A 24,330-nucleotide genomic window follows, 5' to 3' on the forward strand; every position below is an offset into this window, starting at 1 on the left:
CTAAGACTCGAGAAGGCGGAAGTAGCCACCCACGAAGAACCGAGAATGTCCTCAAGAAAATAACTTTAGGTAGCAGCAACAACCTGTCAGTAAAGGTTATTCCACCGGACGCCGCCGTATTCCGTTGACACTGGGGGAACGGTCGACGCGGGAGTTCGGAGGTAATCATGCAAAGAGGCATCGGGCCGGACTGGGTGGCGAAGCGGACACTCTGCTTACGCTTCAGAAATTCATCGGTCGGCAGTATCGAAGCGCCCGCGTACCGATAGAGAATACGCCGTTCGGTCTTGTAGAAGTTCGAGACCTGGCCGGCGGAGCCTTCGGGCTTGGCCGTATCGGCGTTGTTCCAGAACAATCTGAGGTCGGCTTTGTCAGCGTCCGCAGTTCAGACGACATATCTGACGTTCGCGTCAGCAGGATGGGCGAACACTTCTATATTTTGAATGAAAGCATCATTGACGCGTTTCCCCAGCGATCTCGTAGGGACGGATGCACGATCCGCCTGTCGCCCCAGTGCCGACTGGACAGCCGGCGCGATCGATAGTGGCTTGCGGGAAATCGCTGCGATCACCTGTCGTTGATCGTGGGAAGGTGCGTTTCGACCTCTACGCGGCGCCGCTCATCCAGCGGCTCAATGTTCTTCTGCCAGAAAGCCTCGGCCTCCGGCGTGTCATCCTCCCAGTGGCGGATCTTGACGATATTATCATCGATCTTGGCCAGCCGTTTACCGCCCAGGCGCAGATATTCATTCGCCAGTTCTTTCGATCGGGTCGTTTGCATGTCGCGCTCCTCCATAGGGGAACTAAAAGACCGATCGTCCTTGCCGAAATAGGCCGGCTCTCCCGCGATCGGCGTCCCTGTTATCGGCGCTTCCGCGCGTCTTCCAGTTAAACAGCACGGGTGCGATCCTGGTTCCAATTCATGGGCCGAAACCGCTCCACGCGTCCAGTTCAAGGAGTGGCCGCCACGGCGCTCTCCCTCAAAGCAGCACCAAGCCCCGTCCCGATCTTGATCTCTCCCGCTGTGACGTCTTTCGCCTCGCCTCCGCCTTGTTGGGCGGCTATCCTAAGCGCCGATTCGCTATCCGCGACGAGGGCGTGGCGTGAACGAAGCATCAAAGGAGAGCGCGATGACGGACGCCAAGGGCGGCATTTCGGGACTGCGGCCGCACATTACTGTGATCGGCGTCGGTGGTGGTGGTGGCAATGCGATCAACAATATGATCGCGGAAAACCTGGCAGGCGTCGAATTCGTCGCCGCAAACACGGATGCTCAGGTGCTCGCCACCTCCAAGGCGACGCGCCGCATCCAGCTCGGCGCCAATGTGACCGAGGGTCTCGGCGCCGGTTCTCTGCCGGAGGTCGGCCATGCGGCGGCCGAGGAATCGATCGATGAGATCATGGATCACCTGGCCGGCTCGCACATGTGCTTCGTCACCGCCGGCATGGGCGGCGGAACGGGCACAGGTGCAGCACCCGTCATCGCCCGCGCAGCACGTGCGGCCGGCATCCTGACGGTCGGGGTCGTCACCAAACCCTTTACCTTCGAAGGCAACCGCCGCATGAGAATGGCGGAAATCGGCATCGAGGCGCTTCGCCAGGCAGCCGATACGGTCATCGTCATCCCCAACCAGAACCTCTTCCGCATCGCCGATGCGAAAACCACGTTCGCCGATGCCTTCATGACGGCCGACCGCGTGCTCTATGCGGGCGTTGGCTGCATCACCGATCTCATCGTCAAGGAAGGCCTGATCAACCTCGACTTTGCCGACGTGAAGTCGGTCATGCGCGGCATGGGCCGCGCCATGATGGGCACTGGCGAAGCCTCCGGTGAAAGCCGCGCGATGAAGGCGGCGGAAGCGGCAATTGCCAACCCGCTGCTCGACGATATCTCGATGAAGGGCGCCAGGGGCGTGCTGATCTCGATCTCCGGCGGTTCGGATATGACGCTGTTCGAAGTCGACGAAGCGGCAAGCCGCATTCGCGACGAGGTGCAGGAAGACGCCGACATCGTCGTCGGAGCCATCTTCGACCGCAGCCTTGACGGCAGGTTCCGCGTCTCGGTCGTGGCAACCGGCCTGGAAGGCGGCGCAATGCCCGCCTCCGCCTCTCAGCCAGCCGCAGAGCAGATCCAGACGCGCACGCTGCAGTAGTAGGGCCGCCGCTGATGACTAGACGTCGCCCGGTACAAACGAACGGGGCGACGTCATACGGTTAAGGCCCGTCAGGCGAACAATATGTCCGAGATGTTGTGCACCACGGAGATTTCGTCGGTCTGAGAGTTGGTGATGTAGATCGAATCCGCCGCCGCGTCATAGGCCACGTTGGTGATGGAGTCGTCTCCTGATATGGCGATGTTGACATCGATTGCTGTCTTGACCCCGGTTTCGAAATCGAATGCCGTGCCGATATGCTCGCTGCCGAAGGAATCGCCGAAGAAGAACGTGCCGTCGACGGCAAAGCCGTATCCCAGCCCACCGGCTGAGAAAGTCTTGGATTCGATCGGGTTCAGCGTGTCGGGATCGATTTTGGAGACCTGCCAGGTCGCATCATCGATGCGGCCGACAACGTAGATGCCGGTCGAATCCTGCATCGTATTGACGGCCGTGAATCCACCCCAGTCGAACGTACCCGCCCCATTATCGCCGATAAGGCCGGGGATCGGGTCGCCCTGCTGATCGAGCGATCCGTCTGCGGCATCCCATTTTGCGAGATAGGTCTGATCGGGGAAAGGACCTTCGCCTCTGGCCTCGTTGGTTCTTCCGATGATCTCGCCGCCGCGGACTGCAAAATAGGTTCCGCCGATGTCATATTCGCCACGGTCATATTCGCCGAGAGAGATGGCGCCGCTGGCGTTGTCGGCTTCAAATGCGGCGGCGTTGTCATAAATATACACCATGGAATCATCCGGGAAACCATGGCCGGAGCTGACGTAAAACTTGCCCGTTTGCGGATCGACCGCGACACCCTGGAGTTCGTAGTGGTCCAGGAAGGGGCGCACCACATCCGCCTGTGCCTCGACATGATTGGTGTTCAACGACTTGCCGTCCGTCACGCCGTCGACGGTCAGCGAGATCACGCCGGCGTCCGCGTGACCGGCGCCGTCGGAAACCTTGTAATATTGGAGCTTCTCCGTGACATGCTCGCCGTCGTTAAGACCCGCCTTCACGGCCGGATCGAGATTGTAGGTGAAGCTTCCGTCCGCCGAGAAATGGAAGGTGCCGAATTCACCGGCGACGTCGGTCGTCTGCCGCTCGCCGGTTCCGACGTTCGTGCCCTCGACCGAGCGCAGGAAGAGTGTGCCGGCCTCTCCGGCGTGATCATTGGCAAGCACGTTGCCGGTGATCTCACCGCCTTCGCGGAAGGAGAAGGCGTCGTCGACCGCGACCGGCGGGCTGGTAACCCCGTGAATATCAAGCGTGAAATGGCCGACATCTGTATTGCCGGCGCCATCTGAGATCTTGTAGCCGATCGTCTCGGTCAGCGTCATGCCATCGACGAAACCCGCCTTGGCGGCCTCGCTCAACGTATAGGTATAGGAGCCGTCAGCCTTGACGTGGAACGTCCCGTGCTCGCCCTCGATATCGGTGACCTGCCCATCCTTCTTGGCGAGAACCCTTTCGCCGTCGAAGAAGTTGAGAAACATATTGCCGTTGGCCGCTGATATATCGTTATCCAGCAGATTGCCTGAAATAACGTCGCTCTCGTAGACGGTGTGGGAATCATCGACCGCCACAGGTTTTGCAAACACTGTCATGGATATCTCCTTCAAGATCCACTCGCCTTGGTCGATTGGGAGAAAACAGCCATTGCAGGAGAAGGTCAAACTATTTTCTAGCTGAAGTGGCAATTTAGCGATTTACAATTTCGTCACATCAGCCGGGCCGAAGATCAAGAGAGCCTCATCCTGAGGTGTGGAAGCCGAAGGCTGAAGCCTCGAAGGACGAGGCGGGTGCGCCGGCGCTCCAAGCCCGCAAGAAGCAACGTTTCGGCGCGTGCTTCGAGGCTCCGCCCTCTCGGGCTGCGCGCCTCAGCATGAGGGGCGCTGGGGAATGCCGCGCCCGCAACAACAGCAGTCGGAGGATGGACGCCAACGCCCAAGAGAGCCTCATCCAGAGGTGCGCAGGCCGAAGGCCGGAGCCTCGAAGGACGAGGCGGGTGTGCATCGCATCAGGCCCCGCACTTAGAAGCCGACTAGCGTTCTCACCCCAACACCCGCCTGATCTTCTCGGCATCCTCCACCGTCGCCGGATTATACACCACCATGCTGAGATCCGGGCGGCCATCCACCTGAAATGCCGAATATTCGAAGGCGAGCAACCCCAGCACCGGGTGCTTGATGCGTTTGACGCCCTCGCCATGGGTGCGCACATCGTTGTCGCGCCACATGGCCAGGAATTCCGGGCTCTTGCGGCAGAGTTCGTCGACCAAGGGCTCGACCTCGGCCGCAGCACCCGCGCGGGCCGCGTCCACCCGGAAGGCTGCGACGACGAAGCGGGCGACGCTTTCCCAGTCGTACTGGGCGGCGCGGACGCGCGGATCGAGGAAGATGAAGCGCAGCACGTTGCGTTCTTCCGGCGGCAGTGCGCCGTAGTCGGTCAGCAGCACGGTTGCCGCCCGGTTCCAGGCAATCACGTCCCAGATGGCGTTGCGGATCAGCGCCGGGCTCGGGTCCAGTGCATCGAGCACACCCTGCAGCCTGGGCGTCACCCCGTCTTGCCTGCGGTAGCGCACCTCGGGCGGGCGGCCGAGGCCGATGAGGAAAAGATGCTCGCGCTCGATATCGGTCAGCATCAGCGCCCGCGAAATCCGATCGAGCACGTCGGCCGACGGCGCGCCGCCGCGCCCCTGCTCCAGCCACGTGTACCAGGTGGGGCTGATATTGGCGCGGCCTGCCACCTCCTCACGGCGCAGCCCCGGCGTGCGGCGACGCTCGCCGGCAAAGCCGAGCGCGGCCGGATCGAGCTTGGCACGGCGATCCTTGAGATAGGCGCCTAGCCGGTTTTCAGAGGTGACGAACTCGCTCATCCTGTTAATCATTATACCATGATAATATCACTACTTTACCATGATAGCAGGACGCTCGATATCTGTCTCCAGCAAAACAGGAGAGGTTGACATGCGCGTATTCGTAACCGGAGCAACCGGCTGGGTTGGCTCGGCTGTCGTCAGTGAATTGATCGCTGGCGGACACCAAGTGCTAGGATTAACCCGCTCGGAAAAAGGAGCTGAGGAATTGGCGGCCGCCGGCGCTGCGGTCCATCGCGGCACGCTCGAGGATGTGGAGAGCCTGAAGCGCGGCGCCGCCGAGGCCGATGGCGTCATCCACACGGGCTTCAACCATGATTTCTCGAAATTCGCCGAAAACTGCGCCCTCGACCGGCGCGCCATCGAGGCGCTCGGCGAAGCTCTTCAAGGCTCCAGCCGCCCCCTGCTGGTCACGGCAGGCCTCGGCCATGCGCCCGGCCGCGTCGGCACCGAGAAAGATCCGCCCATGCCCACCACAGAGACCTACCCCCGCGCCTCCGAAATCACCGCGGTATCACTTGCGGCACGCGCGGTACGCGCCTCCACCGTCCGCCTTCCGCCGTCGGTGCATGGCCACGGCGATCACGGCTTCGTGCCGATCCTGATTGATTTCGCCCGACGGACGGGTATTTCGGCCTATATCGGCGAAGGGCGGAACCGCTGGCCGGCGGTGCACCGGCTCGATGCCGCCCGCCTCTATCGGCTGGCGCTGGAGCGCGGCGCAGTCGGCGGCCCCTTCCTCGCGGTCGCCGAGGAGGGCGTGCCGTTCCGGAAGATCGCCGAGGTGATCGGGTGGCGGCTCACTGTTCCGGTGGTCTCGAAGTCGCGCGAGGAAGCGGCTGAGCATTTCGGCTGGTTCTCGATGTTTGCGGGCTTCGACGTGCCGACATCGAGCGAGCGCACCCGCACGCTCCTCAACTGGCAGCCCACCCAACCGGACCTGCTCGCCGATATCGACCACCCGGCTTATTTCGGTGGTTAAGACGCCCGCCCCCCGAGAGCCCCATCCTGAGGTGCCCCGCAAGGGCCTCGAAGGACGAGGCGGGCGCGCCATGGTAGGGATGCCGCCGATCTTGCAGAGATGACCCTGCCCTACCGCATCCGCCCCTCATTCATATCGGCGGGATCGTCCCGCAGAAAATATGGAACAGTGTCGTCCCCCATCGGTTGTCCCGAGGTCGCAACCTCAAACAGGGAGCCGAAAATGAGCAAGACCAACGTCCGTGAACTACAGAAACGCGCCGAACAGCAGGTCAAAAACACCAGCGCCGGCGGCCACCTCGGCGGCACATATTTCGGTCAGCAGCCCGACGGCAAAACTGCCTCGGACAGCAGCAACGACAGCGCCAAGGCGCGGCCGAACGACGGAAGCAATTGAGCGGCGCGTGCCGCCCGCTTGCGTGGTGGCGATATCCCCACCAACTATTGTCGGGAAGCCCCACAGTTCCCTCATTTCTGTTCTCGGGCTTTGACCCAAGGACAGAGATGAGGGTGCTGGGTGAGAGTTTTCTATAAAATCTTCTACAGGCATGCACACGCCGCAACGCCAGCGGATATCGCCAGCCGCGCATTCGCCTGGCCCGTGCTCACACCATCCCCACCCGTCATTGAACGGCAACGCCTCTGCCCTACCTTCTGCTCGCGGCCGGCCGGCCGAGGGATACGAACTGGGGGCGAAGGTGGAGGGGCGACGTGGCATCCTATTCGATCGACGATGCGATCCGGGAGCTTGCTCCGGTTCTCGGCAAGGCGCCGGCGGGTGCAGTGAGGGCCGAATGGACCGCCACCACGCTGCAGGCCGGCCATTCCTCCCGCACCGGCGGTTATGTCGATGCCAAGGGCAAGCATATCAGGCAGGATTCCACCCAACCGCTCGGCATTATCGAGGAGGTCGTCGAAAAGCTCGATGCGGCCGCGACGGAGCGGTTCAACACGGTGGTGATCCGCTGGAAAAAGCCGAGATTTCCCTTGATGCGGGCGCAGCTGACCCTCGAAACCACCTATGACCAATCGATCGTTCCGCGTGGTCCCGACGATCCGATTTACGAGGCTTCCGCCGCCGCGCGGCGCGCCTTCTGGCAGAGCCGCGGCCTAGTGCAAGAGGGTTTTGCCGTCGAGCGTGCGACGGCCAATATCTATAACCAGACGAAATGGTTCGGCCCGCACCGCCGCATCCTCGCCATCCATGCGCCGGAAATGCTGACGCTTGCCACCGACGGACTGTCGACCCCATGGGCCGGCATATCCGATCAGGAGAACGGTGTCGAATGCGAGCTTTTCATGGAATTCAACGCTGCGACAATGGATGCGGAGGAGATCGGCAATTGGGGCAACTTGCTGATCAGCATCGGCGACCTCGTGGCCGACGGGCATCGCGTCGCCCGCGATGTCGACAAGCACGGCGCCATCCTGTTCTGCCGGCTGACCGATGACTACCGCCCGATGACTCGGATCATGCTCAGCCGCGACCCCGACCGGATCGACGGCCTGCCTTTCGGCGCCGCGCCGCTGATCCGCGCGACGCCGATCGCCGAAGCCGAGATCGAAGGGCATGACCTTTCAGAAGAGTGGGGAGCCACCGCAGCGCGTGCGGCGCTGGCCAAACGCGGCATCCTCCAGCAGCCCACCTGAGGGCTCTCTTGGGCCGCCGGCGTAAAGCCCCGGCAGCCCTGGCGCAATCGCGCTATTCCTGGATATCGGGCTCGATCACCCTGGCGAGGTTTTTCAGAGACTCCTGCCAGCCGAGATAACAAGCCTCCGGCGGGATGAGGTCGGGCACGCCTGCTTGGGTGATATCAACCTCGGTACCGACCGAGACCTTTTTCAGCGTCACAGTGACTTCCATTTCGCCCGGCAGGTTCGGATCGTCGAACTTGTCGGTGTAGCGGACGCGTTCGCCGGGGACGAGCTCGCGAAATTCGCCGCCGAAGGCATGGCTGTTGCCGGTGGTGAAGTTGCGGAACGACATTCTGAACGTGCCGCCGACGACCGGCTCCAAATGATGCACGGTGCACAGAAAGCCGTTCGGCGGCAGCCACTTGGCAAGCGCATCCGCCTCGATGAAGGCGCGATAGACCTTGTCCGGGCTGGTCGCGAAGACGCGATGCAGGCGTATGGTGTTCGGCATGGTGATGATCCCTTGTGGTGGAATGAACGCGCTAAGGACGGACAAGCCTTCGCCGATCCGACACGGGATCGATCTTTTCTTCAAGAAAAATCGCTTGGCGCCGTGCAGCCGTCAGCTCGGCATGCCTTCGAACTGCGGAAGGTGGAGGGGCGTTGCCCAAGCCAGCCGCCGTTTGGTGAACATCTCGACGCCGGGCTGTATCAGCTCAGGCCGATCCAGGCTGCCAAGGGTGACGAAGACCAGACCAGGAAAGCTTTCGAGGTTGCTGCTGAACAACCGTGCACCGCAATCGGCGCAGAAGTTGCGATCGAGCCCCTTGCCGGAATCGGCGATGTAGTGAAACGCCTTGGCTTTGCCGGCAGTCAGGGTGAAATCATCCTGCGGCACGGCAAAGAAGGTGGCCGCCTCGCCGCCCGAGGCTTTCTTGCAATCCAGACAATGGCAGTCCGCGACGAAGGTCGGATCTGTGTCGAAGCCGAATTGCACCGCGCCGCAAGCACATTTTCCCGTATATTTCCTACCCATGCCGGGGTCCTTCATCCGTTTCAAGATCGGCGGCGGAGCTCGCCCCTACGCCTCAGGCCGCATCCTGCTTGCCCAGCGCATGCAGCAACAGGCGTGCGGCCTGCTTCGACGAGGCCGGGTTCTGCCCGGTAATCAGCTGATCATCCTGGACGACATGCACCGCCCAGTCTTCCGTCGTCGAAAACTTCGCCCCCTGCTCTCTCAGTACGTCTTCGAGCAGGTAGGGCACGACCTCGACAAGCTGCACGGCGGCCTCCTCGGAATTGGTAAAGCCGGTCACCGTTCGACCCTTTGCGATCGGCCCGCCGTCCGGAGCCTTGACCTTGGTCAGGATCCCCGGCGCGTGACAGACGAGCGCCAGCGGTTTTCCCGCAGCAAGCGTCTCCTCGATCAACGTGTGGGCGTTGCGGTCGTTCGTCAGATCCCAGAGCGGGCCATGGCCGCCGGGAAAGAACACGGTGTCGTAATCGGCCTGGTCGATGTCAGACAGTTTCAGCGTGTTGGCGAGCGCCGCCGTTGCCGACGGGTCGCGTTCAAACCGGCGCGTGTCGTCGGTCTGAAACGCCGGCTCGTTGCTCTTCGGATCGAGCGGAGGCTGACCTCCTTTGGGCGAAGCGAGCACGACCTCGGCCCCGGCATCACGGAAGACGAAATAAGGGGCGGCGAGCTCCTCTAGCCAGAATCCGGTCTTCTTTCCGGTATTTCCCAGCTGATCATGCGATGTGAGAACCATGAGAATTTTCATTGCTCAGTTCCTTCGGCCGGCCGGAGGACAAACTCTCCCGCGTCCGGTTTAACGGTGAAATACTGCCTGCAATCTCATGCTGAATTGGCAGAAATCATAGATCGACTGCACCCGCGATACAAGCTCTCCCTTCCGCCATTGGTATCGGCCAATCAGCTTCTGTGAGTTCTGAGGCTCCGGTGTATGAAGAGGGACGGATTGCCCGTAGGATCGATCCGATCGCGTTGGCCATTCCAGGGACCTGAAAAGTGAACAAGCCGAATTATCGGGATATCGCCCGCCATGCCGGCGTCGGGACGGCCACGGTCGAGCGGGTCCTGAACGGACGCGGGGGCGTGCGCCCGGAACTGGTCGAGAAGGTGATCATTGCCGCGCGCGCGCTGGATTATCCCCGCACGCTCCCGGACACCCATCGCGGCCTGCTGCGCATAGAGGTGTTGATGGTGCGTCCTGAAACGACCTTCTATCAGCGGCTCTCCGCGGCATTCGAGAGGATCGCGGCGACCCTCGACCCGCTGGTCATCGTGCATCGCAGTTTTACCGAAGAGATGAAGCCGGAAGAAATCGCGCGCCGCATCTTGTCGGCCGGCCTGCGGCGCGCCGGCCTGATCCTGGCGGTGCCCAACCATCCGGTGATCGGCGCGGCCGTCGAGAAGGTCAGCGCCCAAGGCTTGCCGGTGGTCCATGTCGTCACCCGCGCCTCGGAACGGACAGGCGAATTCGTCGGTATCGACAATTATGCCGCCGGCCGGACGGCAGCGCTCTTCATCAGCCGAATGGCACGCCGGACCGGTCCGGTCTTCGCGATCTGCCATCCGATCTATCAGGTGCACCGCGACCGCATCCGCGGTTTTTCGGACTATTTTCTCGAGCATCCCGGCGCCACCAGCTTCCAGTATCTGGGCTTCGGTCTCGACGAAGAGCATCTCGGCGCTGAACTCCTGTCCTCGGCCTTGCGGATCTATCCGGACCTTGCCGGCCTCTATAATGCCGGCGGCGGTAATTCGGCGCTGATCGCTGTGCTGCGGCGGCATGCGCGCGAACGCGGCATCTTCTTCGTCGGGCATGAACTCACCGATTATACGCGCAGCGCCTTGCAGGACGGTATCATGGATGTGGTCCTCGACCAGGCGCCCGAGGCGCAGGCCAGGCGATCGCTCGATCTGATCCTGCGCCGGATTGGCTTGACCGATATCAAACCGGACCAGGCACCGATCCGTTTTATTACCATCACCAAGGAAGGGCTTTGATCTAATCAGATCAAGGAAGGTTTCGGCATTCACCGGCGTCCCTGCTAATTTCCAGTCAGCAGAGAGATGCGGGGCGGAGGAGATGCCGATGGATGATCTGAAATTTGGCAAGCGCAACAAGCGCGGCGATTGGGCGCCGAACCAGCCGGCCGAAACCGCCCCGCTTTTCGCCTTTCCGCCGCGGCTGATGGCGGTCCTGAAATGGCTGCCGCATTACTTCCTTCCCTGGAACCTGATTTTCGCGGTCTCTGCGCTCGCCTATTGGGCCTGGGTCATTCCGCCCGTGGAGACGATGACATCGCTCAGCCTTGGCTGGATCGCCTGGCTCTATGCGGTGAACGCCATCGCGGTCTTCCTGTTCTACGGCGCCTTCGAACTGCATCTCTACGTGTTGAAGCGGCAGGAAAACCGGTTCAAGTACAATGGCAAGTTCCCGGCCGACCAGAAGAGCAACGCCTTCTGGTTCGAGCGCCAGAACCTCGACAATATGCTGCGCACCTTCCTGTCAGGCGTGACGATCTGGACCGCCGTCGAGGTGGGCATGCTCTGGGCCCATGCCAATGGCTACGCGCCGTGGCTGCGGTTTGCAGACAATCCATGGACGCTGGCGCTCGTCGCGCTCGTGGTGCCGATCATTCACGAGTTCCACTTTTTCTGCATACACCGGCTGATCCACACGCCTTTGCTCTACAAATGGGTGCACTCGGTCCACCACAATTCGGTGAACCCTTCCCCCTGGTCGTCGCTGTCGATGCATCCGGTCGAGCATCTGCTCTATTTCGGAACGGCGTTCTACCATCTGTTCCTACCCTCCAACCCGATCCTCATGCTCTACCAGCTGCATTATGCCGGTTTCGGGGCAATTCCCGGCCATGTCGGCTTCGACAAGGTCGAGATCGGTAAGGAGCAACTGGTCGATAGCCATGCCTATGCGCATTACCTCCACCACAAATATTTCGAGGTGAACTACGGCGACGCGCTGATCCCGCTCGATAAATGGTTCGGCACCTGGCACGACGGCACGCCCGAGGGCGAAGCGCAGATGCAGGAACGCTACCGCAGACGCAAGGAAAAACTCGCGGCCCGCAAGGCCAGCCTGGAAGTCGGGGGAGCCGCCGAATGACCTGGGTTTCAGCTGGCAAACTCGACGATATCGAACAGGAAGGCGCCATCCGCTTCGATCATGGCGGCCGCACCTATGCGATCTACCGTGGCCCGGACGACAGCGTCTACTGCACCGCCGGCCTCTGCACCCACGAGGCAATCCATCTCGCCGACGGATTGGTGATGGATTTCGAGGTGGAATGTCCAAAACATTCCGGCGCCTTCGACTATCGCACCGGCGAGGCCCTCAGGCTTCCCGCCTGCGAAAATCTGAAAACCTATCCGGCGGAAGTGATCGACGGAGAGGTTCGCGTGGCTCTGGCTTGATGCATGTCGCCCGGACCTGCGCAGCGCTTCAGGCGTTGGTTTTTATGTCCTCACGAGCGCCGGCCGCTCTTTCCACGGAGAAAACATGGACGATATCGTCATCATCGGCGCCGGCGAAGCCGGCACCCGGGCAGCCTTTGCGCTGCGTGAAGCCGGTTATTCCGGGCCCGTCACGCTGGTCGGAGCCGAGCCTCATCTGCCCTATGAACGACCTCCCCTGTCGAAGACCGTGAACGATGCGGTGCAGATGAAGCTGATCTGCGCGGCAGACGCGCTCGAAGCGGCCGGCATTGCCTATCTCAAGGGCCTGTCGGCCGCCGAGCTGGATACCGGCGCAGCAACAGTGCGCTTGAGCGACGGAAGGGTGCTGCGCTACGAAAAGCTGCTTCTGGCGACCGGCGCGCGGCCGAGGCGGCTCACTTGCCCCGGTGCAGCGCATGCATTCGACTTCCGCACCCACACTGAGGCCGAAGCGATCTTCTCCCGTGTTGCACCGGGCCGGAGCGTGGCGATCATCGGCGCCGGTCTGATCGGGATGGAACTTGCAGCGGTTCTCCGCGGAAAGGACGTCGCGGTCAACGTGATCGAAGCCGCCCCGAAACCTTTGGGCCGCGCCGTCCCTGCCCGCTTTGCCGAAAAGCTGCACGCCAGACATGTTGCGGAAGGTGTGCGCTTTCACCTCGATCGAGGCGTGACGGCGATCGGCGACGACGGCGTCACCCTGACCGATGGCAGCCTGGTGCATGCCGATCTCGTCGTCAGCGCCATCGGAGTCCTGCCCGACATCGCCTTGGCCGATGCAGCGGGACTGGCCACCGGCAACGGCATCCTGACGGACGCCTGTCTTCGCACCAGCGCGCCGAACGTCTTCGCTTCAGGCGATTGCGCGGCGGTGGCCGAGCCGGGTGGCGGACATGTTCGCTATGAAAGCTGGCGGAACGCCAGGACGCAGGCCGAAACCGCGGCGCGAAACATGGCGGGTACAGCCGAGACCTTCGCCGCCCTCCCCTGGTTCTGGTCCGACCAGTACGATCTCGGCCTCCAGGTGGCAGGACTGCCGCAGTCCTCCCATCGGACCGTCCAACGTTCGGCCGCGGAAGGCGAGCTCGAATTTTATCTCGATGACGGGCGCCTCGTGGCAGCCGCGGGCCTTGGCATGGGCAATGGCCTGGCCCGGGACATCAAGCTCGCCGAGATGCTGATTGCCGCAGGCATCAGCCCCAGTCCCGCAGAACTGGCAGACCCGGGCGTAAACCTCAAAATGCTTCTGAAGAGCGCGCGGGCCGCATGACACAGAGGTTGCTGATCTTCCAATCGCTCTGGGCCATGGAGCGCCGGCACACGGATGGGTTCGAGCGCACACTCGACCAGAACATCGCGATGATCTCCGAGGCGGGCTTCGACGGCATCAGCGCGCATTACACCAACCGGGGCGATGTCGTTGCCCTCGACGAGGCCATCCGGGGCACTGGCCTGAAGATCGAGGGTGTCTGCTTCCCGCGCTCTGTCGACGATCTGCGTCTGCCGCTGGAACTGGCCGCGGAGTTTCCGGTCAGCCACATCAACCTGCAACCCGATATCCGCCCGCGCCGCGTCGATGCCTGCCTGCCGCTTCTTGATGGCTGGATGCGGCTTGCTGAAGATGCCGGCATTCCCGTGTTCATCGAAACACATCGCGACAGGATGACCGCGGACCTGTTCTTTACGCTGGATCTGCTCGATCAGCGTCCCGACCTGCCGCTGCTGGCCGACCTGTCGCATTTCCTCGTCGGCCGCGAGTTCGCCTTTCCGGTCGATGAGGAAAACCACGCTCTGATCCGACGCATCCTGGAGAACGCCCACGCATTTCACGGCCGGATTGCCTCGCGTGAACAGGTGCAGATCGAGATCTCCTTTCCGCACCACCGGCCCTGGGTCGATCTCTTCCTCGAATGGTGGGAATATGGTTTTCGCCACTGGCGATCCCGCGCCGCCGAGGACGCCGAGCTGATCTTTACCTGCGAGCTGGGTCCCAAACCCTATGCGATCACCGGCAGAGACGGCAACGACTCGACCGACAGGTGGGCTGAGGCCCTGACGCTGCGGCAGCTTGTGCATAAGCTCTGGGCTGCCACCGCCTGACATCAGCGTCCCGATCTGCAAATCCCCTGTTGGATCAGTGCAGTGTGCCCAAAATCGTAAGCCTGTCGGCAGAGGTTTGGGATTGTTAATCAGGGGTGCCTAATGTAAATCTTGACGTGCACAAGTTGTGCGACAGTTGATTTGCTACGATATCTGGTTAGGACACTCGACTGGGAGAGGCCCGAAGATGCGGAAAATTCGTGCGGCCAGCTCGGCCCTCGGACAAACACAGACAGAAGCTTCGACTTCGATCGACCGGCTTTTGTTCTTTGACCGCGACTTCAATCCCGTCGAGAATTTGCTGGGCAATGAGCTGCCTGCATCCGTCAAACCGGCCACGTCCCTTTGGGAGCATTTTCCACAGCTGGACAAATCGGCGATTACGCTCGCTTTCCGCTCCTTGGATGACAGTGCCCAGCCGTTGCGAATATCGGGCGATCTGGGCGGGCCGGGCGCACACGGGCTGACGATCTATCGGATCGGAGAGCTGTTTGCCGTGGTTCGCTCCGATGAGCTTGTCGACGATGAGCGCGCGACCCTTCTGCACCTGGCGACCCACGATCCGCTGACGGGGCTGCCGAACCGACGCCAGTTCAGCGACGATCTTGCTGTGCTGCTGCAGGAGACCGCAGGCTCGGACGAGACCCTGTCTCTGATGCAGCTCGACCTTGACGATTTCAAGCCCGTCAACGACACACTTGGGCATCCAGCCGGTGACAAGCTTCTTCAATTTGCCGCAAGGCGTATTCAAGACTGCCTGACCAGCGATGACAGAGCCTACCGACTGGCCGGCGACGAATTCACCGTTATTTCCAGGGGCTCGGGACATCCGGCCAAAGCGCATCGGTTGGCGGAAGCTTTGGTTGCCGCATTCAAAAAGCCTTTCACGATCGATGGCATCGCGGTCTTTGTTGGCACCAGCATCGGCATATCCACAGCTCCTCCGGATGGAACCAATCCGGAGCAGCTGATGAAGGCGTCCGACCTCGCGCTTTATGCCGCCAAGCAAGACGGGCGCGGCCGGGCAAAAGCCTTCGATGCCGCAATGCTTGAGTTGCTGGAGCAACGCGAATTGCTGCGCCGCAGCCTGCGCATGGCTTTGGATCAACAGCAATTCTTCGTCGAATATCAACCCCTTGCCGAAGGCAGCCGCATCGTCGGGTTCGAAGCGTTGCTGAGATGGCACCACCCGCTACTTGGAAAAATTCCACCGGCGGCATTCATTCCGATGGCCGAGGCCGATGGAATGATGCCTGACATCGGCGCATGGGTTTTGGAGCAGGCATGCCGCGAAGCGATGAAGTGGCCTGAGAATTACATCGTCGCCGTCAATGTCTCGGCGGCGGAATTCTTGACGAGCGGCCTGACGGATCGCATATCGCAGACGCTGGACCTGGTCGGACTTCCGCCCGAGCGTCTGGAGCTTGAGATCACCGAAAGCGTGCTGCTTGAGCGCACCGTCAATAACATCGACACCCTGAATACGCTCAACGTGCTGGGGATACGGATCTCGCTGGATGATTTCGGGACCGAATATTCTTCGCTCAGCTATCTCAAGACATTCCCTTTCGACACGATCAAAATCGACAAATACTTCATCACCGATCTGGAAACCGATCCGAAAAGCCAGACGATCGTCCGCTGCGTCGTCAACCTCGCACATGGCCTCGACATGCAGGTGACGGCCGAAGGGGTCGAGACGCCGGCTCAGGCGGAATGGCTGCACAGTGTGGGCTGCGACAGGCTTCAGGGCTATCTGGTGAGCAGGCCGCTTCCGGTCGAGGCGATCGGCGAATTCATCGACCGGGCTGAAACATCGGTGAGCCACGCGCTGGTATAGCAAACGAGAGATATTTCGCCGTGCTTTTTTGAGGGCATCTGACGCTCCAGACAAACTGATGGAGGCTGTATTGGAAGAGCAAGCATCTGGCTTCGATGACCACCCATTGGCGCCGATGGTATCGCTGGAACTGAATGTTGCGACGTTCAAATCTCAGTGGCAGTTTTGCGACAGGATTACCGAATATCTCTCCGACATTCTCGGCCAAGGTCACAGCGACCCGGCTCGATATTCGAATTTTCTTTCCGTCGCGGCCAACGAACTCGTTGAACTTGCCTTCCGCTCGACCGGTGAGCCGGGAAGGATAAGTTTCAGTCTCTATCGCGGCGCGACGTCCAACCGGCTGAGAATTGCCTTTGCCCGCGACGACCGCGAAAGCACTGGCATGGGGCCAAATGAACGCCAGCCTCTCCCGGGCGCCGGGCCTGAGCTGAAGTCCGAGGGGACGATTTTGCTCAAAGATCTGGCCACCATATTCCGCGCCGCTATCCGAATTGAGCAAGACGGTGCCCACGGAATGCAGATCATCGCGGATTTCCCCGCGGCCGAGGATTTCCAATGAACCTGCTTGCCCGCCCGTTCACCGTCCATTTCGATCCGACAAATCAGGAACTGCTGCTGTCCGGCAAGATGCGGCCCGAAAGTCCAAACGAGATTGCCGATGCACTCAGGCTGGTGCGGCAAAGTTTGGAAAAATACAGCGGCGTCGTTTACCTGAACGTCAAACGTCTGACGCACATCAACATGACGGCCTTTACAGCTCTTTCCGATATTCTGACGGCGCACTGCCGGACCAGGCCGGAACGGAAGATCGTCATCATTACGTCAAGCGTGGTGGCCTGGTCGACCTCATTGTTCCAGACCTTGGCGACATCACAGCCAAACCTTTCGGTAGAAGTCTATGATTCGGCGTTTTATCCGGGCCAGACCTTTGTCGAGGATGAGAGCTTCATTCCCATCCTGCGCACCCAGACGAAAATGACATGGAGGCACGAACGCGAGCTGCTGCCGCGCCACGGCCTGCGCAACGGTCTTGTCATGGCGGATATCTGTTGCGGAATTGGTGATTTCGCCGCTTTGGTTCAACGGGAATTCAAACCCGAACGGCTGGTGGCGCTCGATCATTCCGTACGCAGCCTCGACTATGCCCGCAGGGTCGCCGCCGACTTCGATCTGCAGGGGATCGAGTATACCTATGGCGACGCCTCTCAGATGCTGCTTCGGGACAATCAGTTCGACTTTGTGACCTGCCGGCATTCGCTGCAGATTTTCAACCGCCCCGAGATGCTGCTGCGCGAGCTTTACCGCATCTGCAAGCCCGGCGGCCGTGTCTACATCACCAACGAGAAAAATTCGCATTGCCTGGGCGAGCCGCATGCCGAAACGATCAAATGGACGTACGAGGAAGTCGCCAAGCTGTTCAGGCACTTCGACATGGATGTCGAGATGGGGCCGAAAAGCCGGCATCTCCTTGCCGATGCGGGCTTCGATGCCATCAAGGTCGATTGCTTTATGGTGACGAACCTCGACGGGGATCCTCAGGACTTCGCCGACATCATCGAAGCCTGGGAAAATGTCTATGCCGGTGAGATGGCGGTCCGGCGCGGCGACTCGGTGGATTTTATCCGCAGGTTCCGGCAAGGGTTCAAGGATCACGTCTTTGCCGCCCTTCACCCCAAAGGTTATGCAGGCTGGCCGATCTGGGCGGCTTCCGGGCGAAAGCCACAATGATGGAGGGGCGATCACTGAAAAGACCGGCAGGAATAGGCTTTCGGGCAAAGTTCATCCTGGTCGTCGGCGGAGCCGTCCTCTTCGACCTGCTGGTCAGCGGCGGGCTGGCGCTTTGGAACGTTCAGAGGCTGTCGCGCGACGCAACGCTCGAGGTCGGCCAGGGTCTCGAAGCGGCAAGCCAGGAGTACATCCGCACCTATGCGGATTCGACCGCGTCACAGGTGAGTTTGCTGCTGCGGCAGGTTCATAGCGACGTCAGTACGCTCGCCGGCGTGCTGCAGGCGCAGATCGACGATCCCGCGCGCAATTCGGACGTCGGCGCGGCAATCTCCCGCACATCTCCCGGCAGCGTCAGCCTTTCCTACGATCCGCAGGGGAAGTGGTCTCAGAACGCGCCGGGCTCGGTCTCGGTCGTCAGCGTCTGGGGTTACCTGCTTGGACAAGACCGGCAGCCAAGGCCGGACGTCGAGAGCGATATCCGCACGAGCGCGGTTCTGGATCTTGTTGCGCCGAGCCTGCTGCAGCACGGTGCTTCGAAGCTGCAGATGTATTACATCGGCTCGAAAGAACGGCCGATCTTCAGAACGGCGCCCTATACCGACCAGGCCCAGACCTTCGACCGCCTTTATCCCGGCCATAACGAGGCCAATTTCTGGGACTTCTTTTTCCCCGGACTTTACGAATCCTGGCAGGGCTGGGCTAAGGATATGAAGACGCGGCCGGTCGCCGACGACATCACCCAGACAGCGCCTTATACGGACGCCATTACCGGCAAGCTGATCGTCAGTTTCTTTCATCCCCTATGGACAGCCGACAGGCAGGATGTGGCCGGAACGGCCGGTGCCGACATCACACTCGATCAGCTGGCGCAGACGGTTGAAAATGTCAAAGTCGCCCAATCCGGCTTCGGCTTTCTCGCCATGTCCGACGGCAATGTCGTCGCGATCAACAGCACCGGCGAAAAAACCCTCGGCCTGCGGTCCGCAAGCGGTGCGAGCGGAACCGGCGTGACCGGCCTGGAGCGCTCCCTGAAGGGAAGCTCCCAGCCGGCGATCGCCAAACTGGCCCTCGACCGCGAACAGGGCATCCAACACTTGCTGTTGCAGCAGGACGGCAACGAGGTCCCCTATATCGCTATCGTGAAGAAACTGCCTGCGACCAATCTCTGGGTCAGTGGCCCGGTTCGGCAAGAGGCGATGCTGCTTGGGGTGGTCGTGCCCGAGCGCGAAATCGATGCCTCGCTCTATGCGGCCCAGGCCAAGATTTCCGAAGCGACGAACCGGATCGTCCTCTACCAAATTCTGGCGATCCTGATGTCGCTGCTGATCGTGACGATCGCGGTCTTTGCGGCCTCGAAACGAATAACCAGCGGGATCAGCGCCTTGGCAGGTGCTGCCAAACGCATTCAGGCGAAGGATTATTCGGTCAGGGTGGCCATATCGAGCAAGGATGAAGTCGGCGAGGCCGGTGAAGCCTTCAATCGCATGGCCGAAGAGATCAGTTATCACACCGAAAATCTCGAGCAGCTCGTCGAAGAGCGCACCGCTCAAATCGAAGATGCAAAGGAAGAGATTTCGACGCTGAACGCACAGCTGCAGCGAGAAAACAGACGTCTTGGAACGGAGCTCGCCGTCGCCGAAAGAATCCAGCTGATGGTGCTTCCGCTGGATCAGGAGCTCGAGGACTTTCAGGCGCTCGAGATCGCCGCCTATATGAGACCTGCGGAAGAAGTCGGCGGCGATTATTACGACGTCTTGAAGAATGGCAGCCGGCTGAAGATCGGCATCGGCGACGTCACCGGACACGGCCTGGAAAGCGGCGTGTTGATGCTGATGGTTCAGTCCGTCGCCCGCGCCCTGCAGGAAGCCGGAAACACCGATGCCGTGGAGTTTCTGACACATCTGAACAGCGCCCTGTTTAAAAATATCGTCAGGACGAAAATCGATAAGCACCTCACTTTGGCGTTTCTTGACTACGACGGAAAAGAGATGATCCTGTCGGGGCAACACGAGGAAGTTGTCGTCGTCAGGGCGAATGGTGAGGTGGAACGTATAGACACCATGGATCTGGGCATACCGATCGGGCTGGAGGCCGATATCTCCGCCTTCATCAAAACCCGTGAAATCGCGTTCGAAAAGGGGGATCTCATACTCTTGCATACGGATGGCGTCACGGAAGCCGAAAACGACGCCGGAGAGTTGTTCGGCATGGACCGGCTGTGCTGCGAAGCCGTTCGCCTGAGGAATCTGAGCGCTGAGAAAGTCGTTTCCGAAATCGTGGCGACACTCATGCTCTTTATCGGATCGCAGAAGATCTACGACGACATCACGCTTCTCGCAGTACGGCATAGGTGAGACATGGCGCCAACGGTATTCGGCATCGAATCTCTGACTGACATAAGCCTGGATTCGGGCACGCGCCTCACCTTGACCGATGGACCGCTTCAGCTTGGATGGAAGCACTCGGGCATGACGGCCGACTTCATCGCCGAGGTCATGGCGCTACCCTTTTCACGTTCGAAAAAAGACTACATGCAGGCGCATCATGACATCGGCTACCTCAGCAACGAGTTGATCGAAAACGCCGTCAAGTTTCGACTGCCGGGTGAGATTCTCATTGAGGCCGGCATATCCGAGGGGAGCTTTTTGATACGGGTGAAGAACACCATCGACGGCGCGACAGCCTCGCGCTTTCAGCAGCTGCTGCATCGCCTGCAATCGAAGGATCCCGGCGAACTTCTTCTTGAGCAAATCGAAACCAACGCCATATCGTCTGCAAGCGGTTCCGGCTTGGGCTTGCTGACGCTTTTAAGTGATTACGACGCAAAAATGGCATGGGCATTCGAAGAGAATAATGATGAGCATATTATCCTGACGACGACTGCAGCCGTGGCAATGCCGCCCTCCTCCAATCCGTGAGCGAAGAATGGAAATCAGCGACGAAAACTTCCGTGTATGGGCGGAACAGAACGAAGTCTATTTCGACGGCGTCTTCCGGCTGGCCGGACCGGACGCCTATGCACCGATCTATTCCTTGATTTCAGGCCTGCTCCACGACGGGCACAAACAGGTGACGTTCAATCTGACCGGTCTCGAGTTCCTCAATTCCTCCGGCATCAATCTCCTGGCCAAGTTGACCATCGAAGCCAGAAAGATGGGCGACCTGCTGCTCATCGTCAAAGGCACGCACCAATATCCCTGGCAAGCCAAATCCCTGCCGAACCTCAAGAAGCTGCATCCGCTTCTTGATTTGCGCTTGGCGTGAGTTGGGGGCGAAGAACCTTCTCTCCCTCAGCCGCGGCGTGTCTGCGTCTCAAGGCGCTACCTCTCTGCCCTCATTCCTGTGCTCGTCACAGGAATCCAGTGCGCCCAAGTCCTTGGGCGCGAGAGACTTTTCCATTGCGATTTGATTCATTCACGGCGCGGACGCGCCGTGGCTGGATTCCTGTGACGAGCACAGGAATGAGGGATGAGAGGTAGTGCACCGCATATTGCGACCGGCCTGCGGTCATGCCCCACCAAAACGATCCGTCCGCGTCGCCCCCAGGTTCGCCGCGTCACAGATGCTCATCAGGCACTCACCTCTCCTCCTTACCAGTCCTCGGGCTTCGACCCGAGGGATGTCACAGGAATCAGCCGCGGCGTGTCTGCGTCTCAAGGCACCTAACTCTCTGCTTTGTGCCGGGGAGTTTGGCTGAAAAGCCAACCCCACTCTCCGTCTTCCTCGGCCTTGAGCCGAGGATCCATGCCACGAGTGCCGGTGGGTGCGGTGTGGATGCTCGGCTCAAGGCCGAGCATGACGGAGGGCGGGGTGAGCACAAAGAGCTATTCACGGCGCAGAGCCTGCCGTGGAATGCGATCCACCAACCGAACCAAACAATACCGGCACCTCGGTCGTACTGACTTCATGAGGATGTTTCATCGGGCCGGCACACCTCTCCACCCTCATCAAGTCAGCTTAGCCGGCGTTTCCTCTAAGACCATAGCCGTGGCCCGGCACCAGACCTCAGTCCGATGTGCAGAATGCGATCGCGGTTTAATCTTTAACAACTGCTTACGTCGTGAAACTGCACGGCGCCTATTGATCTGATCCGGAGGAAAACGATGCGGATAGCAACCTTAGCGTCTCTGGCTGTGCTCTCGCTGGCTCTTGCCGCAGGCCCAGTCACGATTGCCGGTATCGATATGGCCGCGCTGGCGAAGGACGGCGGAAATGGTGGTGGCAATGGCGGCGGCAACGGTGGTGGTAACGGCGGCGGCAATGGTGGCGGTCATGGAAACAGCGGCAGCCATGGCAGCGACAACCAGGGCAGAGGTTCAGCCAATAGCGGCTCCAAATCGACAGGCTTGAAAGGCAAATCTTCCGAAGCGGAAGACAAGTCGAAGTCGGCAAAAACAGATAGGGTCACAAAAGAGAAAAACCTTTCGGCGCAGCTTGCGGGCCTGAACTCCTTGAAGCGGAATTACAGGGCGTTGATGCATACCTCGGACCCACGCATGACGGCCATCTCGGCCTATGCCGTGGCTTATGCCCAGTATGAAATCGACAACGGAATCGAGCCCACAGCCACCGATCCTCTGCTTGGGGACGCGGCGCTGGAGGACGCATTGGCTTCCGCAACGAAATCCGGTCAGGTGAGCCCGGCGGTCCTGGCTGAAGCGAAGACCATTCTGGGCGTGGGCGATGCGAACGGTAAGATCGATCAAATCCGCACCTCGCTGGAAAACGCCGCGCCGGCGACGTCAGACGAATAGCCACCAGTGGGTTGCGTGAGGTGCGCAGCTAATCGGTTATGTTGCGCGCCAGACTATGAGAGCATTTCCGTCTTTGTTTAAGTAACGGAATGCTCTCTTTTTTTGAGCAATTTCGGCCGCCCCGGCCTTTCTCGTCAGCCTTTACGCACGGGCGAGCTCAGCTTTCAAATCGGCAAACATCTCTTTTACACAGTCGACAAGCGACTTGCGCCCCTGCTCTTCCGCCCAGCTGTCGATCGCAAGCCGCAGCACGCCGGCGGACATCATCGCCACCACGCGCAGCGCCTTGCGGCGCGCCTGGTGTGGCCAGATTTCGCACAGCGCTTCAAAAGTCACCTGCTCCATCTGCAGGTATTTGGTCTGGTTGCTTGCGCGCAGCTGCTCATTGGAGCGAAGAATCCGATCGATGACGATGGCTTGTTCTGTGTCGAAATTCGCCAGAAGTTTCAGGTGGGCGTTGCAGACCATATCGAGCGGCGACTGATCTTTCGGCTGTGCCAGAACGGCGGCGCGAAAGGCCTCCGGCAGGCCTTTTTGCCAGGCGGCCAGAATCTCCTCTTTCGAGTCGAAATAGTAGAAGAATGTCCGCCGCGAAATGCCGGCCGCCTCGGCGATCGCATCCAGCGTCGTCGCCTCGTAGCCGTCGGAGGCAAATAGCCTGAGCGCAGAATCGCTAATGCGCTGAAGGGTTTCACGCCGCTTCTTCTCGCGCCAGCCTTGCTGTTTCGGTCGATCCTGTTCCATTGCCGCAGCGATAGCAGAAATCGCATCTCTTGTAAAATTGCACTCAGTGTAATATTTACCTTCGCAGTGAACGGACGTGAGGATGATATGAAAAGAGTGCAATATGACCGCCATGGCGGCCCGGAAAAAATGTATTTCGGCGACTATGATTTGCCGCCGGCCGGCGATGGCGAGGTCAGGGTGTCGGTCAGCGCGGCGGCAATCAACCCGCTCGACTGGAAACTCCGGCAGGGCGCCATGAGGCTCTTCACCGGCAGACGCTTTCCGAAAGGCATGGGCACGGATTTTGCCGGCATTGTCGAGGCGGTCGGCGGCGGCGTGGTCGATTTCAGGGTCGGCGACGAAGTCTTCGGCACGATGGACTTCAAGAGATCCGGCGCCTTCGCCGAAGCGGTGCTGGTAGAGGCCGCTCATCTGGCGAGGAAGCCACCGCAATTGTCTTTCGCTGAAGCGGCCTCGCTTCCCATTGCCGCGATGACGGCATGGGTGGCGATCATCGACAGAGCCAAGGCCCGTCCCGGCGCCCGCATCTTCATCAATGGTTGCAGCGGCGCGGTCGGCGCCCTCGCCGTCCAGCTGGCGGTCTCCCGCGGCGCGCATGTCGCCGGTGCCTGCGGGCCGGCATCGAGAGAGAGTGCAAGAGCCGCCGGCGTCGCCCCGCTCTTTCACTATTCCGACAGCCAGGCCTATACGCGGCAGGGCACTTACGACGCCGTCTTCGACACGCTCGGCACGCTCGACGTCGGTCACGGCTTTGCGATGCTCAATCCCGGGGGCGTCTTCGTCGACATCAATCCGACCCCGGCAAGGCTGCTGCGAGGCGTGCTGTCACGACGCTACAAGCTCGCCTTCGCTACGATGGGCATCAAGCATCTGCCTGCGATCGCGGAACTCGCCGGCAACGGCACATTGCGGCCGGCGATCGGCCTGCAAGCGCCCTTCACCGATGCGCTCGCAGCCATCGCCGATACCGAAACTGGGCGGCGCACCTCCGGCAAGACCGTGCTCGCATTCTGACAATCGCCGCCGGCTGGC

General features: G+C 60.7%; 24 protein-coding genes and 1 pseudogene. 17 read left to right on the forward strand and 8 right to left on the reverse strand.

The genetic code is table 11. The annotated features are described in order from the left end of the window. Positions 1-178 precede the first annotated feature (178 nt). A pseudogene (locus CO657_RS38220) lies at positions 179-346 on the reverse strand (phosphodiester glycosidase family protein); the annotation flags it as partial. Between the two features lie 221 nt (positions 347-567). After that, the gene (locus CO657_RS11995) at positions 568-780 is read right to left on the reverse strand and encodes a hypothetical protein (protein WP_054183386.1); all 213 of its coding nucleotides are present in this window, start codon (positions 778-780) and stop codon (positions 568-570) included. Positions 781-1,129: 349 nt separating this feature from the next. On the opposite strand from CO657_RS11995, the gene ftsZ reads away from it, so the two are divergent. Further along, positions 1,130-2,152, forward strand: coding sequence for a cell division protein FtsZ (ftsZ, locus tag CO657_RS12000; protein ID WP_003593717.1), 1,023 nt, complete (start codon positions 1,130-1,132; stop codon positions 2,150-2,152). Between the two features lie 71 nt (positions 2,153-2,223). On the opposite strand, the gene CO657_RS12005 is transcribed toward ftsZ, so the two are convergent. Together CO657_RS12005 and CO657_RS12010 are read right to left on the reverse strand one after the other, a co-directional pair. Further along, positions 2,224-3,756: an Ig-like domain-containing protein gene (locus CO657_RS12005; RefSeq protein WP_054183385.1), complete on the reverse strand. Its 1,533-nt coding sequence runs from the start codon at positions 3,754-3,756 to the stop codon at positions 2,224-2,226. A 446-nt stretch (positions 3,757-4,202) separates the two neighbouring features. Next, complete coding sequence (locus tag CO657_RS12010) at positions 4,203-5,027, reverse strand: helix-turn-helix transcriptional regulator (protein ID WP_054183384.1); 825 nt, start codon at positions 5,025-5,027, stop codon at positions 4,203-4,205. Between the two features lie 91 nt (positions 5,028-5,118). Here CO657_RS12010 and CO657_RS12015 point away from each other — a divergent pair, with 91 nt between their 5' ends. The 3 genes from CO657_RS12015 (at position 5,119) to CO657_RS12020 (ending at position 7,658) form a co-directional block, all read left to right on the forward strand. After that, positions 5,119-6,009 (forward strand): SDR family oxidoreductase, encoded by an 891-nt coding sequence (locus CO657_RS12015; RefSeq protein ID WP_054183383.1) that lies wholly within the window; start codon positions 5,119-5,121, stop codon positions 6,007-6,009. A 222-nt stretch (positions 6,010-6,231) separates the two neighbouring features. Next, complete coding sequence (locus CO657_RS36730; RefSeq protein WP_003593709.1) at positions 6,232-6,405, forward strand: hypothetical protein; 174 nt, start codon at positions 6,232-6,234, stop codon at positions 6,403-6,405. Positions 6,406-6,719: 314 nt separating this feature from the next. Further along, positions 6,720-7,658: a hypothetical protein gene (locus tag CO657_RS12020; RefSeq protein ID WP_054183382.1), complete on the forward strand. Its 939-nt coding sequence runs from the start codon at positions 6,720-6,722 to the stop codon at positions 7,656-7,658. Between the two features lie 52 nt (positions 7,659-7,710). Here CO657_RS12020 and CO657_RS12025 read toward each other — a convergent pair whose 3' ends face one another. From CO657_RS12025 to CO657_RS12035, 3 genes are all read right to left on the reverse strand, one after another. Beyond that, complete coding sequence (locus tag CO657_RS12025; protein ID WP_054183381.1) at positions 7,711-8,154, reverse strand: SRPBCC family protein; 444 nt, start codon at positions 8,152-8,154, stop codon at positions 7,711-7,713. Positions 8,155-8,265: 111 nt separating this feature from the next. After that, positions 8,266-8,679 (reverse strand): GFA family protein, encoded by a 414-nt coding sequence (locus tag CO657_RS12030; protein ID WP_003593706.1) that lies wholly within the window; start codon positions 8,677-8,679, stop codon positions 8,266-8,268. Between the two features lie 52 nt (positions 8,680-8,731). Next, entirely contained in the window at positions 8,732-9,424 is a 693-nt protein-coding gene (locus tag CO657_RS12035) for a type 1 glutamine amidotransferase domain-containing protein (protein WP_054183380.1), read from the reverse strand. Between the two features lie 248 nt (positions 9,425-9,672). Between CO657_RS12035 and CO657_RS12040 the strand changes: the two genes are divergently transcribed. The 12 genes from CO657_RS12040 (at position 9,673) to CO657_RS12095 (ending at position 22,551) form a co-directional block, all read left to right on the forward strand. Then, positions 9,673-10,674 (forward strand): LacI family DNA-binding transcriptional regulator, encoded by a 1,002-nt coding sequence (locus CO657_RS12040; protein WP_054183379.1) that lies wholly within the window; start codon positions 9,673-9,675, stop codon positions 10,672-10,674. Positions 10,675-10,762: 88 nt separating this feature from the next. Then, positions 10,763-11,797: a sterol desaturase family protein gene (locus tag CO657_RS12045; RefSeq protein ID WP_054183378.1), complete on the forward strand. Its 1,035-nt coding sequence runs from the start codon at positions 10,763-10,765 to the stop codon at positions 11,795-11,797. Then, entirely contained in the window at positions 11,794-12,105 is a 312-nt protein-coding gene (locus CO657_RS12050; protein ID WP_003593701.1) for a MocE family 2Fe-2S type ferredoxin, read from the forward strand. The genes CO657_RS12045 and CO657_RS12050 overlap by 4 nt, the downstream gene beginning before the upstream one ends. An 85-nt stretch (positions 12,106-12,190) precedes the next feature. Further along, positions 12,191-13,396, forward strand: coding sequence for an NAD(P)/FAD-dependent oxidoreductase (locus tag CO657_RS12055; RefSeq protein ID WP_054183377.1), 1,206 nt, complete (start codon positions 12,191-12,193; stop codon positions 13,394-13,396). Further along, a complete protein-coding gene (locus CO657_RS12060; protein WP_054183376.1) occupies positions 13,393-14,226 on the forward strand; it encodes a sugar phosphate isomerase/epimerase family protein in 834 nt (277 codons plus the stop codon). The genes CO657_RS12055 and CO657_RS12060 overlap by 4 nt, the downstream gene beginning before the upstream one ends. A gap of 187 nt (positions 14,227-14,413) precedes the next feature. Next, positions 14,414-16,066, forward strand: a complete 1,653-nt coding sequence (locus CO657_RS12065) for a putative bifunctional diguanylate cyclase/phosphodiesterase (RefSeq protein ID WP_003593698.1) — start codon at positions 14,414-14,416, stop codon at positions 16,064-16,066. Positions 16,067-16,124: 58 nt separating this feature from the next. Next, positions 16,125-16,628, forward strand: a complete 504-nt coding sequence (locus CO657_RS12070; RefSeq protein WP_425349933.1) for a hypothetical protein — start codon at positions 16,125-16,127, stop codon at positions 16,626-16,628. Beyond that, positions 16,625-17,797: a class I SAM-dependent methyltransferase gene (locus CO657_RS12075; RefSeq protein WP_054183375.1), complete on the forward strand. Its 1,173-nt coding sequence runs from the start codon at positions 16,625-16,627 to the stop codon at positions 17,795-17,797. Before CO657_RS12070 ends, CO657_RS12075 begins: the two co-directional genes overlap by 4 nt. Beyond that, complete coding sequence (locus CO657_RS12080) at positions 17,794-20,151, forward strand: SpoIIE family protein phosphatase (RefSeq protein ID WP_054183374.1); 2,358 nt, start codon at positions 17,794-17,796, stop codon at positions 20,149-20,151. Before CO657_RS12075 ends, CO657_RS12080 begins: the two co-directional genes overlap by 4 nt. A gap of 3 nt (positions 20,152-20,154) precedes the next feature. After that, entirely contained in the window at positions 20,155-20,715 is a 561-nt protein-coding gene (locus CO657_RS12085) for a slr1658 superfamily regulator (protein ID WP_003593691.1), read from the forward strand. A gap of 7 nt (positions 20,716-20,722) precedes the next feature. Continuing rightward, positions 20,723-21,061 (forward strand): slr1659 superfamily regulator, encoded by a 339-nt coding sequence (locus tag CO657_RS12090; protein ID WP_003593689.1) that lies wholly within the window; start codon positions 20,723-20,725, stop codon positions 21,059-21,061. Positions 21,062-21,900: 839 nt separating this feature from the next. After that, complete coding sequence (locus CO657_RS12095; RefSeq protein WP_054183373.1) at positions 21,901-22,551, forward strand: hypothetical protein; 651 nt, start codon at positions 21,901-21,903, stop codon at positions 22,549-22,551. A 141-nt stretch (positions 22,552-22,692) separates the two neighbouring features. Here the strand turns inward: CO657_RS12095 and CO657_RS12100 are convergent, their stop codons facing one another. After that, the gene (locus CO657_RS12100) at positions 22,693-23,295 is read right to left on the reverse strand and encodes a TetR/AcrR family transcriptional regulator (RefSeq protein ID WP_054183372.1); all 603 of its coding nucleotides are present in this window, start codon (positions 23,293-23,295) and stop codon (positions 22,693-22,695) included. Positions 23,296-23,382: 87 nt separating this feature from the next. Here CO657_RS12100 and CO657_RS12105 point away from each other — a divergent pair, with 87 nt between their 5' ends. Next, entirely contained in the window at positions 23,383-24,312 is a 930-nt protein-coding gene (locus tag CO657_RS12105) for an NAD(P)-dependent alcohol dehydrogenase (protein WP_054183371.1), read from the forward strand. The last annotated feature ends 18 nt before the right edge of the window (positions 24,313-24,330 follow it).

Source organism: Rhizobium acidisoli (genome assembly GCF_002531755.2).
Lineage (GTDB): Bacteria > Pseudomonadota > Alphaproteobacteria > Rhizobiales > Rhizobiaceae > Rhizobium > Rhizobium acidisoli.

Bases quoted from the DNA above. Each gene is read 5' to 3' on its own strand.
- CO657_RS11995 (WP_054183386.1), bottom strand. From the start codon at position 780: ATGCAAACGACCCGATCGAAAGAACTGGCGAATGAATATCTGCGCCTG.
- ftsZ (WP_003593717.1), top strand. From the start codon at position 1,130: ATGACGGACGCCAAGGGCGGCATTTCGGGACTGCGGCCGCACATTACT.
- CO657_RS12005 (WP_054183385.1), bottom strand. From the start codon at position 3,756: ATGACAGTGTTTGCAAAACCTGTGGCGGTCGATGATTCCCACACCGTC.
- CO657_RS12010 (WP_054183384.1), bottom strand. From the start codon at position 5,027: ATGAGCGAGTTCGTCACCTCTGAAAACCGGCTAGGCGCCTATCTCAAG.
- CO657_RS12015 (WP_054183383.1), top strand. From the start codon at position 5,119: ATGCGCGTATTCGTAACCGGAGCAACCGGCTGGGTTGGCTCGGCTGTC.
- CO657_RS36730 (WP_003593709.1), top strand. From the start codon at position 6,232: ATGAGCAAGACCAACGTCCGTGAACTACAGAAACGCGCCGAACAGCAG.
- CO657_RS12025 (WP_054183381.1), bottom strand. From the start codon at position 8,154: ATGCCGAACACCATACGCCTGCATCGCGTCTTCGCGACCAGCCCGGAC.
- CO657_RS12030 (WP_003593706.1), bottom strand. From the start codon at position 8,679: ATGGGTAGGAAATATACGGGAAAATGTGCTTGCGGCGCGGTGCAATTC.
- CO657_RS12035 (WP_054183380.1), bottom strand. From the start codon at position 9,424: ATGAAAATTCTCATGGTTCTCACATCGCATGATCAGCTGGGAAATACC.
- CO657_RS12045 (WP_054183378.1), top strand. From the start codon at position 10,763: ATGGATGATCTGAAATTTGGCAAGCGCAACAAGCGCGGCGATTGGGCG.
- CO657_RS12050 (WP_003593701.1), top strand. From the start codon at position 11,794: ATGACCTGGGTTTCAGCTGGCAAACTCGACGATATCGAACAGGAAGGC.
- CO657_RS12055 (WP_054183377.1), top strand. From the start codon at position 12,191: ATGGACGATATCGTCATCATCGGCGCCGGCGAAGCCGGCACCCGGGCA.
- CO657_RS12060 (WP_054183376.1), top strand. From the start codon at position 13,393: ATGACACAGAGGTTGCTGATCTTCCAATCGCTCTGGGCCATGGAGCGC.
- CO657_RS12065 (WP_003593698.1), top strand. From the start codon at position 14,414: ATGCGGAAAATTCGTGCGGCCAGCTCGGCCCTCGGACAAACACAGACA.
- CO657_RS12070 (WP_425349933.1), top strand. From the start codon at position 16,125: ATGGAGGCTGTATTGGAAGAGCAAGCATCTGGCTTCGATGACCACCCA.
- CO657_RS12075 (WP_054183375.1), top strand. From the start codon at position 16,625: ATGAACCTGCTTGCCCGCCCGTTCACCGTCCATTTCGATCCGACAAAT.
- CO657_RS12080 (WP_054183374.1), top strand. From the start codon at position 17,794: ATGATGGAGGGGCGATCACTGAAAAGACCGGCAGGAATAGGCTTTCGG.
- CO657_RS12085 (WP_003593691.1), top strand. From the start codon at position 20,155: ATGGCGCCAACGGTATTCGGCATCGAATCTCTGACTGACATAAGCCTG.
- CO657_RS12090 (WP_003593689.1), top strand. From the start codon at position 20,723: ATGGAAATCAGCGACGAAAACTTCCGTGTATGGGCGGAACAGAACGAA.
- CO657_RS12095 (WP_054183373.1), top strand. From the start codon at position 21,901: ATGCGGATAGCAACCTTAGCGTCTCTGGCTGTGCTCTCGCTGGCTCTT.
- CO657_RS12100 (WP_054183372.1), bottom strand. From the start codon at position 23,295: ATGGAACAGGATCGACCGAAACAGCAAGGCTGGCGCGAGAAGAAGCGG.
- CO657_RS12105 (WP_054183371.1), top strand. From the start codon at position 23,383: ATGAAAAGAGTGCAATATGACCGCCATGGCGGCCCGGAAAAAATGTAT.